General features: G+C 71.4%; 9 protein-coding genes. 6 read left to right on the top strand and 3 right to left on the bottom strand.

The features are described from left to right. Positions 1-84 (top strand): hypothetical protein (locus tag JMJ55_RS28445; RefSeq protein ID WP_202828990.1); only part of this gene is annotated, 84 nt, incomplete at its 5' end. 20 nt (positions 85-104) lie between these two features. On the opposite strand, the gene JMJ55_RS28440 is transcribed toward JMJ55_RS28445, so the two are convergent. Next, positions 105-806, bottom strand: coding sequence for a dienelactone hydrolase family protein (locus JMJ55_RS28440; RefSeq protein ID WP_202828986.1), 702 nt, complete (start codon positions 804-806; stop codon positions 105-107). Between the two features lie 47 nt (positions 807-853). On the opposite strand from JMJ55_RS28440, the gene JMJ55_RS28435 reads away from it, so the two are divergent. After that, positions 854-1,534, top strand: a complete 681-nt coding sequence (locus JMJ55_RS28435; RefSeq protein WP_202828985.1) for a DUF3047 domain-containing protein — start codon at positions 854-856, stop codon at positions 1,532-1,534. Here the strand turns inward: JMJ55_RS28435 and JMJ55_RS28430 are convergent. Continuing rightward, positions 1,531-3,588: an O-linked N-acetylglucosamine transferase, SPINDLY family protein gene (locus tag JMJ55_RS28430; RefSeq protein WP_202828984.1), complete on the bottom strand. Its 2,058-nt coding sequence runs from the start codon at positions 3,586-3,588 to the stop codon at positions 1,531-1,533. The genes JMJ55_RS28435 and JMJ55_RS28430 overlap by 4 nt on opposite strands. A gap of 116 nt (positions 3,589-3,704) precedes the next feature. On the opposite strand from JMJ55_RS28430, the gene JMJ55_RS28425 reads away from it, so the two are divergent. The 4 genes from JMJ55_RS28425 to JMJ55_RS28410 all read left to right on the top strand — a co-directional run bounded on the left by JMJ55_RS28425 (position 3,705) and on the right by JMJ55_RS28410 (position 7,108). Then, positions 3,705-5,144 (top strand): MFS transporter, encoded by a 1,440-nt coding sequence (locus tag JMJ55_RS28425; protein WP_202828983.1) that lies wholly within the window; start codon positions 3,705-3,707, stop codon positions 5,142-5,144. A 95-nt stretch (positions 5,145-5,239) separates the two neighbouring features. Then, complete coding sequence (locus tag JMJ55_RS28420) at positions 5,240-5,605, top strand: hypothetical protein (protein WP_202828982.1); 366 nt, start codon at positions 5,240-5,242, stop codon at positions 5,603-5,605. Between the two features lie 82 nt (positions 5,606-5,687). Beyond that, positions 5,688-6,191, top strand: a complete 504-nt coding sequence (locus tag JMJ55_RS28415; RefSeq protein ID WP_202828981.1) for a flavin reductase — start codon at positions 5,688-5,690, stop codon at positions 6,189-6,191. Continuing rightward, the gene (locus tag JMJ55_RS28410) at positions 6,191-7,108 is read left to right on the top strand and encodes a LysR family transcriptional regulator (protein ID WP_202828980.1); all 918 of its coding nucleotides are present in this window, start codon (positions 6,191-6,193) and stop codon (positions 7,106-7,108) included. The genes JMJ55_RS28415 and JMJ55_RS28410 overlap by 1 nt, the downstream gene beginning before the upstream one ends. 228 nt (positions 7,109-7,336) lie before the next feature. Here the strand turns inward: JMJ55_RS28410 and JMJ55_RS28405 are convergent, their stop codons facing one another. Beyond that, a complete protein-coding gene (locus tag JMJ55_RS28405; protein WP_202828979.1) occupies positions 7,337-8,461 on the bottom strand; it encodes a branched-chain amino acid ABC transporter substrate-binding protein in 1,125 nt (374 codons plus the stop codon). Positions 8,462-8,488: the final 27 nt, after the last annotated feature.

Genomic DNA, 8,488 nt, shown 5'->3' with positions numbered 1-8,488 from the left:
CTCACCCTCATCGAGGTGCAGGTCGGCGCCTATCTCGGCGAGGACGACATCGTCAGGCTCGAGGATACCTACGGGCGGAGCTGAGGCTCCGCCCGCCTGGGGGTTCAGCCGAGCGTCTTGGCGAGAAGCTCCGCGGTGCGGCCATTGGCGATGGTGGCCGCCCGCGCATCCCAGGAATGGCCGCCCATCCTGGCGAAGGCGTGGTCGACGCCCGGATAGACATGCACCGCCACCCCGGGCTTGCCAGCGAGGCCGGAGCTGATCTTCGCCTGCGCCTCGGAGGGCACGAATTTGTCCTTCTCGGCGATATGCAGGATCAGCGGCGCCTTGATGCTGCCCGCCTCGCCCAGCAGCCCCTCCAGCCCCACGCCGTAATAGCTGATATTGGCATCGGCATCGGACCGTGTGGCCATCATGAAGGCCAGCCTTCCGCCGAGGCAGAAGCCCATCGTCGCCGCCTTGCCATTGGCGCCCTGGATGGTTCGGGCATGGGCGAGGGTCGCCTTCAGATCCTCCACCGCCTTGTCCTGGTTCATCCCGTTCATCAGGGCGAAGGCCCGGTCCCATTGCGCCTGGCCGGCATCGGGGTCGAGCTGGACGCCGGCTTCCTGCCGCCAGAACAGGTCGGGGCTGATGGCGATGAAGCCCATCTCGGCCACCCAGTCGCTGAGTTTCCGCATGGCGGCGTTCACGCCGAAGATCTCCTGGATCATCACCACGGCGCCCGCGGGGGTGGTCTTCGGCATCGCCAGATAGGCGCCGAAGCGCCCGCTGCCATCGGTGGCGGCGATCTCGATCTCGGGCATGGGGTGTCCTCCTTGTTCTGGCCGGGGCCGGCGGCATCTAACCGCAGATGCGCAGGCTTGCCACGCCCCTGACGATGACATTGCTGGCCGGCGGGGCCGGGCCCGCCACGCCGACCACGCCGCTCGAGGCGGCTGGCTGGCACCATGCGGAATGGCATGGGCTGACCCCGGCGCGCTTCCGCCCGCTGCCCGAGGGCGGCGTCGCGGTGGAGGGACGGGGCGAGGGCAGCTTCGTCTGGCGCCGGGTGCAGGGCCCGGCGGAATGCCTGCGCTGGCGCTGGCGGGTGGAGGCCGGGCCGCCACCCACCGACCTGACGCGCGCTTCCGGCGACGACCGGGCGCTGGCGATCGCCATCGGCTTCGCCGGCTGGCCGGCCCGCGTCAGCTTCTGGCAGCGCAGCCAGCACGCCATCGCCCAGGCCGCGGCCGGCAGCCACCCGCTGCCGCGCAGCGCCCTGCTCTATGTCTGGGGCGGCACGGGGCGGGAGCCGCCGCATTTCCAGAGCCCGCATATGGCCGGTCTCGGCATGGTGCGGGTGCTGCGGCCGGCCACCACCGCGCATGGCCGCTGGTTCGAGGAACAGGTGAACCTGGCCGCCGACTGGCGCGCCGCCTTCGGCGCCGATCCCCCGCCCTTGCAGGAGCTGGTGGTCGGCACCGATGCCGATGACACGCGGAGCCGGACCGAGGCCCAGGTCGAAGGCTTCCGCTTCGGGCCCTGCCGCTAAGCCAGGTCCCGTGGCGCCTCCCCGGCCCGGTGCAGCGCGCGCATCCGCAGGAAGGCGTCCTCCAGCCCGCTTGTGAAGCCCGGCAGGTCGAAGAAGGCCGAGTCCCGCGCCGCCAGCCGCGCCCGCGCCGCCGCCCGCCGGGCCGGGTCGCTGGCCAGGGCGATGGCCTGGGCAACATAGGCTTCGGGCGTCGCCGTCACCAGCGCCGGGAGGCCGGCGGCATGCAGCAGGCTGCCGGCCATGCGGCTGGCATAGGTCGGGCCGCTCATTGTCAGCACCGGCAGCCCGGCCGAGAGCGCATCCGCCGCCGTCGCCCCGGCATTATAGGGCCAGGTATCGAGGAAGAGATCCGCCAGCCGGCAGCGCGCGAGATGCCGATCATAGGCAATGCGGGGCGCCAGGATCAGCCGCGCCGGATCGATCCCGGCCGCGGCGGCGTGGTGTGCCAGGGCCGGTCCCGCATCCTCCAGCAGCCAGAGCACCGCCCGCGGCACCGCCCGCAGGATCGCCATCCAGCAGCCGAAGACCTCGGCGGTGATCTTGTAGGGGGCGTTGAAGCAGCAGAGGACGAGGGCATCCTCCGGCAGCCCCGCCGCCGCGCGGTCCGGCTCTGGACCGATGGGGCGGCGGCCGGGATCGGGCGGCTGGAAGGGGCCGGGCAGGCGCACCACCCGTTCGGCGAAGCAGCGCTCCGCCCCGGGCGGGATCACGTGGTCATCGGCCAGGATGTAGTCGATGAAATCGGCGCCCATGGTGCCGACATAGCCCAGCCATTGCGCCTGCACCGGCGCCGGGCGGGCGGCCAGGATCTCGGTGCGGGCGCCCTGGGTATGACCGGTCAGGTCCACCAGCACCTCGATCCCCGCGGCGCGGATGCGGGCGGCGGCCTCGGCATCCGACAGATCGCGCAGCATCAGCATCTGGTCGAAGCCGGCCAGCAGGCGGCGCCGCGCCGGGCTGCCATCCTCGGGCGAGAGGCAGCAGCCGATCACCTCGACGCGCCGGCGGTCATGCGCCTCGATCAGTCCGGTGACCAGGCTGGCCAGCGGATGGGCGCGGAAATCGGCCGAGAGATAGCCGAGGCGGAGCCGGTCATCGGCATGGATGGGCGGCGCGGCGGGCGGCAGGCGCGGTGCCCGGGCGGCGATGCGGGCCGACCAGGCGCGGGCCCAGAGCAGCTGCTCCTCCGGCGTCGCCCGCATGGCGAGCACGGGGAAGGGGGAGGTGGCGACCTCGCCCCGCCACAGGGCGGCGAGGATGGACGCTTCCTCCGCCGCCAGCCCGTCCCAGTCCAGCAGCCATTGCCGCAGATGGAGGAGCTGGATGCGGGCCGGCAGGAAGCCAGGGGCGAGGGCGAGGGCGCGGCGGAAGCACTCGGCGGCCGCGGCGCGCCGGCCCCCGGAAGCCAGCACCCGGCCCAGCGCATAGGGCAGGCGGTGATCGGCCGGGGCCTGCGCCGCCGCCGCCCGCAGCACCGCGGCCGCGCCTTCGGCATCGCCGGCCTGTTCGAGGATATTGCCGAGATCGAGCGCGGCATCCGGGTCGGGCCCCAGCGCCAGGGCGCGGCGGAAGGCGTCTGCGGCTTCCGCCGCCCGGCCGAGCCGCTGGAGGGCGCGGCCCAGGCCGGCGACGGCGGGTTGCGAGGCCGGGGCCGCCCGTGCCGCGGCGGCGAAGGCGGCCAGCGCCTCGACCGGGGAGCGGTCGAGCAGGGCGCGGCCGAGATTCTGCAGCGCGGCGGCGTAGCCGGGCGCTGCGGCGATGGCGGCGCGGTAGCAGGCCAGCGCCTCCTCCACCCGGCCCTGGGCGCGGAGTGCGACGCCGAGGGTGTTGAGGATTTCCGCATCGCCCGGGGCCCCGGCCAGCGCCTCCCGGCACAGGCGCTCGGCCATCGCCGCCTCGCCCCGGGCATGGGCGAGCACGGCCAGGTTGTGCCGCGCCTGGGCATCGCCGGGCCGGGCAGCCAGCACGGCGCGATAGCCGGCCTCCGCCCCGGCGGCATCGCCGGCACGGTGCCGCCGCAGGGCTTCGGCGAAGAGGGTCGCGGTTTCGGGCATCCGCACGATCATGGCGGCAGGAAGGGTTGCGATTCCGTTGCGGCGACCGGAACGCCTCCGCTGCGTTGCCGCCCTGCCGGGGCCGCGGGGCCCCAAGCCCCGAGGACCCGAACGGCATGCGCGACACCCCCGGTTCAGGCCAGTTCACGACCGACATCCCGGCCCGGCTGGACCGCCTGCCCTGGAGCCGCTTCCATTGGCGGGTCGTCATCGCCCTTGGCATCACCTGGATCCTGGACGGGCTGGAGGTGACGCTGGTCGGCAGCCTTGCCGGCGCGATCCATCAGAGCCCGAGCCTGGCGCTGACCGAGACGCAGATCGGCCTCACCGCCTCGGCCTATCTGGCGGGGGCGGTGATCGGGGCGCTCGGCTTCGGTTGGCTCGCGGATCGGGTGGGCCGGCGGAAGATCTTCTTCATCACCCTTCTGGTCTACATGACCGCCAGCATCGCCACCGGCTTCGCGCCGAATTTCTGGATCTTCGCCCTGTGCCGGGCGCTGACCGGGGCGGGGATCGGCGGCGAATACGCGGCGGTGAATTCCGCGATCCAGGAACTGATCCCGGCGCGGATGCGCGGCACGGTCGATCTCTGCGTCAACGGCACCTTCTGGGGCGGCGCCGCCATCGGTGCGGCGGCGGCGCTGGTGGTGCTGGACCCCGCCATCATCGACCCCGAGATCGGCTGGCGCGCCGCCTTCGTGGTGGGCGGCGCCCTCTCGCTGTGCGTGCTGCTGCTGCGTCGCCACCTGCCGGAGAGCCCGCGCTGGCTGATGCTGCATGGCAAGCCGGAGGAGGGGGAGCGGATCGTCTATGCGATCGAGCGCGACGTGGCGGCCCAGCATGGCAGCCTGCCGCTGCCGGCCTATGGCCCGACCACGCTCAACCGCCGCGGCCATGCCAGCCTCGGCGAGGTCTGGCGCGCCATGTTCGGCAGCCACCGGCCGCGGGCGATCCTCGGCCTGACGCTGATGTCCTGCCAGGCCTTCTTCTACAACGCCGTCTTCTTCACCTATGCGCTGGTGCTGACGAAATTCTACGCCATCCCGGCGCAGCAGATCGGGTGGTTCATGCTGCCCTTCGCCCTCGGCAACCTGATGGGCCCGCTGCTGCTGGGCCGGTTCTTCGATACCATCGGGCGGCGGCCGATGATCACCGCGACCTATGCCCTGTCCGGGCTGCTGATGGCCGGGACGGGGATCGCCTTCGCGCAAGGCTGGCTTTCCGCATGGGAACAGACGGCGGCCTGGACGGTGATCTTCTTCTTCGCCTCGGCTGCCGCTTCGGCCGCCTATCTCACGGTCGGGGAGAGTTTCCCGCTGGAGATGCGGGCCATGGCGATCGCGCTGTTCTACGCCATCGGCACCGCGGTCGGCGGGGTGGTCGGGCCGGCGCTGTTCGGCTGGCTGATCGAGAGTGGGGAGCGGGGGGATATCCTCTACGGCTACCTGATCGCCGCGGCGCTGATGCTGGTGGCGGCGGCGACCGAATGGCGGCTGGGCTTCGCCGCTGAGGGCCGGTCGCTTGAATCTGTCTCGACGCCGCTCTCTGCCGCATAAATCGGTCAAGATTGAGTTAAGATCCTTGGCGCAACCGCATCCAATCCGTAGGATCAACGTTGCAACCGATGATTGTGCTGTGCGGGATGGACACAATGGCACCACTCGGCCGGACCGACCCCATGGGGGATGACTGGGACCTGGTCTGGCAGGAATACGACCAGCGCCAGCCGGCCCCTGCGGCCCGGCCGGTCCCGGCCCGCATGCGGGCCCGGCGGCGGCTCGGCTGGTTGCTCGCCCTGAGCCTCGGCCTGGCCCTGCTGCCCCGGCCGGCGGCGCTGATGGGCGATCCGGAGGGGCAGCTCGGCGCTTCCGAGGCGCTGGGCGCGCTGCTCTCCCTGGCGCCGGAGGAGGCGGAACTGCCCCCGCTCGCGGATGCCATCTCCCGCCTCGCCGCCGAATCCTCCGAGGCGGCCTGCTGGGTGCTGCGGCTGAAGCCGATGCAGCGCGGCTGCCCCTGACGCGCTGGCATAACGGGACGGGGCACGGCTTTCGCCCGGCCCGGCGCGTGCTTTAATCGGGGCAGATAGCAAGGCAGCCCCGATGTCCGTGACGAGACAGGAATTCCGCGACGCCATGGCCCGGCTCGGCGCCGCCGTGAACGTCATCACCACCGGCGGCCCGGCCGGGCGCGGCGGCTTCACCGCCAGCGCCGTCTGCAGCGTCACCGATGAGCCGCCGACCCTTCTCGTCTGCATGAACCGCAACGCGACGGCCGCCCCGATGCTGCGCGCCAATGGCACGGTCTGCGTCAATGTGGTCGCGGCCGGGCAGAAGGAGGTGGCGATGGTCTTCGCCGGCGTCACCAAATGCAGCATGGAGGAACGCTTCCATGCCGGCACCTGGGCCAGCCTCGCCACCGGGGCGCCGGTGCTGCAGGGCGCCGTCGTCGCCTTCGACTGCCGCATCGCCGATATCGTGGACAAGGGCACGCATAGCGTGATCTTCGCCGAGGTCGCCGGCATCCGCGGCGGCAGCCAGCATGAGGCGGGGCTGATCTATTTCGGCCGCGACTACCATCCCGTGGGCCATCCGGCCGGCGACTGATGGCGCCGAGCGTCCAGGACCTCCGCCGGCTCGATCTCAACCTGCTGCCGGTCTTCATCGCGCTGATGCGGGAGCGCAGCGTGACCCGCGCGGGCGAGGTGCTGTTCCTGTCCCAGCCCGCCACCTCGGCGGCGCTGGCCCGGCTGCGCGCGGTGCTGAAGGACGAGCTGCTGATCCGCAACGGCAAGCTGCTGGAGCCGACGCCGCGGGCGGAGGCGCTGCTGGCCGCGCTCGACCCGGCGCTCGGCGCCATCGCCGGCGCGTTGTCCGAGGCGACGCCCTTCGACCCGGCACGGGATGCGCATCTCTTCCGCATCGGCTGGACCGATGACGTGGCGATGGCGGCGAAGCCGATGCTGGCGCGGCTCTGGCAGGTGGCGCCGCAGTGCCAGCTGGTGATCCGGGCCGCGAATTACCGCACCATCCCGGGCATGCTGGAAAGCGGCGAGATCGGGCTCGCCATCGGCTTCATGACCGACGACCTGCCGGCCCTGGCCAAGCAGCGGGTGCTGCGGCGTGGCAATTTCCAGGTGCTGCGGGCCGCTGAGACGCCACCAGTCGATCTGGATGCCTATTGCGCCCGGCCGCATGTGCTGGTGACGCCGCGGGGCGACCTGACCGGCTTCGCCGATACGGCGCTCGAACGGCTGGGACGCAGCCGGCGGGTGGTGCTGGGGGTGCCGGAATTCGGCCTGCTGCGCCAGGTGCTGCTCGGGACCGAGCTGCTCTGCACCGTCTCCGACGCGCTGGTCGAGGCGCTGATGGCGCCGGAGGCGGGGGGCGGGCTGGCCGCCGACCCGCTGCCCTTTCCCTCGCCAGAATCGGTCATGCGGATGGCTTGGCGCAGCGCGCTGGACCATGACCCGGCCGAGGAATGGCTGCGGGCCCAGGTGGTGGCGCAGCTCGCGCGGCGCTGACCCGCCGATATGCGAAAGGCCCAGGCGGTTACCCGCCTGGGCCTTTCCATTGCATCAGCCGTTGCCGGCCTCAAGCAGGGCTCAGGAAGCCATCTCCGCAGTGGCGGTGACGATGATCCAGGCCGCAGGCAGGGCACGCGGCATATGGCAATGAGACACTGGATCACCTCCTTTCGGTTGTTGACGACTGAACAGAAGATGGGGCCGAAGGGGCCCCGACTTCAAGCCCTACATCTGCACGTAGTCTCCATTCTTCCAGACATAGAAGACATAGTCCGGAACGGTAACATCACCCTTGCGATCGAAGGCAATGTCGCCCAGCACCGTCTGCCAGGGACCGCTCGCCTTCATCGCCTCGGCGACCTTCTTGGGATCGACACTGTTGATCTTGGTCGCGGCGGCGGCCCAGATCTGCACGGCGGCGTAAGTATAGAGGACATAGCCCTCGGGATCGATGTTCTTCGCCTTGAAGGTCTGCACCACGGCGGCGGCGGTGCTGCGCTGGCGCGGGTCGCTGCTGAAGGTCATCAGCGCGCCTTCGCCCGCGGCGCCGGTGATCTGCCAGAAATCCTTGGTCACCAGCGCATCGCCGCCGATCAGGGTGACGTTCATCCCCTGCTCCTTGGCCTGGCGGAGGATCAGCCCGGCCTCGGTATAGTAGCCGCCGACATAGATCACCTCGATCCCGGCGCCCTTGAGGCGGGAGACGAGGGCGTTGTAGTCGCGCTCGCCGGGCGTATAGGCGGCGAAGAGCGTTTCCTGCACGCCGGCGGCGTTCAGCGCCTTCTTGGTCTCGTCGGCCAGGCCCTTTCCATAGGCCTGGTTGTCATGAAGGATCGCCACCTTCTTGCCGCGATAGGTCTTGGCGATATAGGCGCCGGCGATCTGGCCCTGCTGGTCGTCCCGGCCGCAGACGCGGAAGGTGTTCCAGCTGCCGTCATCGGTGAATTTCGGATTGGTGCTGGCCGGGCTGATCTGCAGCACGCCTTCCTCCGCATAGACCTTCGAGGCGGGGATGGAGCTGCCGGAGCAGTAATGGCCGGCCACCATCGCCACCTTGCGGCCGGCGAGCTGGTTGGCGACCGAGACGGCCTGGCGCGGGTCGCAGGCATCGTCGGCGATCTCGAGCGCGAGCTGGCGGCCGAGCACGCCGCCCTTGGCGTTCATGTCGGCGACCACCTGCTGCGCGCCGATCTTCATCTGCTCACCGGCGGCGGCGTTGGAGCCGGTCATCGGCCCGGCGCAGGCGATGCGGATGGGGCCGGAGCCCTGGGCGAAGACCGGGCGGATCAGGGCCGGGCCGGCCAGCGCGAGGCCGGCGGTGCCGGCGATCAGTCCCCTGCGATTCAGCATGGTCGTGCTTTCCCTGTCGATGCCGCT

Source organism: Belnapia mucosa, from assembly GCF_016775475.1.
In the GTDB taxonomy this organism is placed as follows: Bacteria; Pseudomonadota; Alphaproteobacteria; order Acetobacterales; family Acetobacteraceae; genus Belnapia; species Belnapia mucosa.
The sequence above is the reverse complement of the archived record's forward strand: the minus strand, read 5'-3'. Positions and strand labels throughout refer to the sequence as shown.

Coding starts and splice junctions, on each gene's coding strand:
- JMJ55_RS28440 (WP_202828986.1), bottom strand. CDS start 806: ATGCCCGAGATCGAGATCGCCGCCACCGATGGCAGCGGGCGCTTCGGC.
- JMJ55_RS28435 (WP_202828985.1), top strand. CDS start 854: ATGCGCAGGCTTGCCACGCCCCTGACGATGACATTGCTGGCCGGCGGG.
- JMJ55_RS28430 (WP_202828984.1), bottom strand. CDS start 3,588: ATGCCCGAAACCGCGACCCTCTTCGCCGAAGCCCTGCGGCGGCACCGT.
- JMJ55_RS28425 (WP_202828983.1), top strand. CDS start 3,705: ATGCGCGACACCCCCGGTTCAGGCCAGTTCACGACCGACATCCCGGCC.
- JMJ55_RS28420 (WP_202828982.1), top strand. CDS start 5,240: ATGGCACCACTCGGCCGGACCGACCCCATGGGGGATGACTGGGACCTG.
- JMJ55_RS28415 (WP_202828981.1), top strand. CDS start 5,688: ATGTCCGTGACGAGACAGGAATTCCGCGACGCCATGGCCCGGCTCGGC.
- JMJ55_RS28410 (WP_202828980.1), top strand. CDS start 6,191: ATGGCGCCGAGCGTCCAGGACCTCCGCCGGCTCGATCTCAACCTGCTG.
- JMJ55_RS28405 (WP_202828979.1), bottom strand. CDS start 8,461: ATGCTGAATCGCAGGGGACTGATCGCCGGCACCGCCGGCCTCGCGCTG.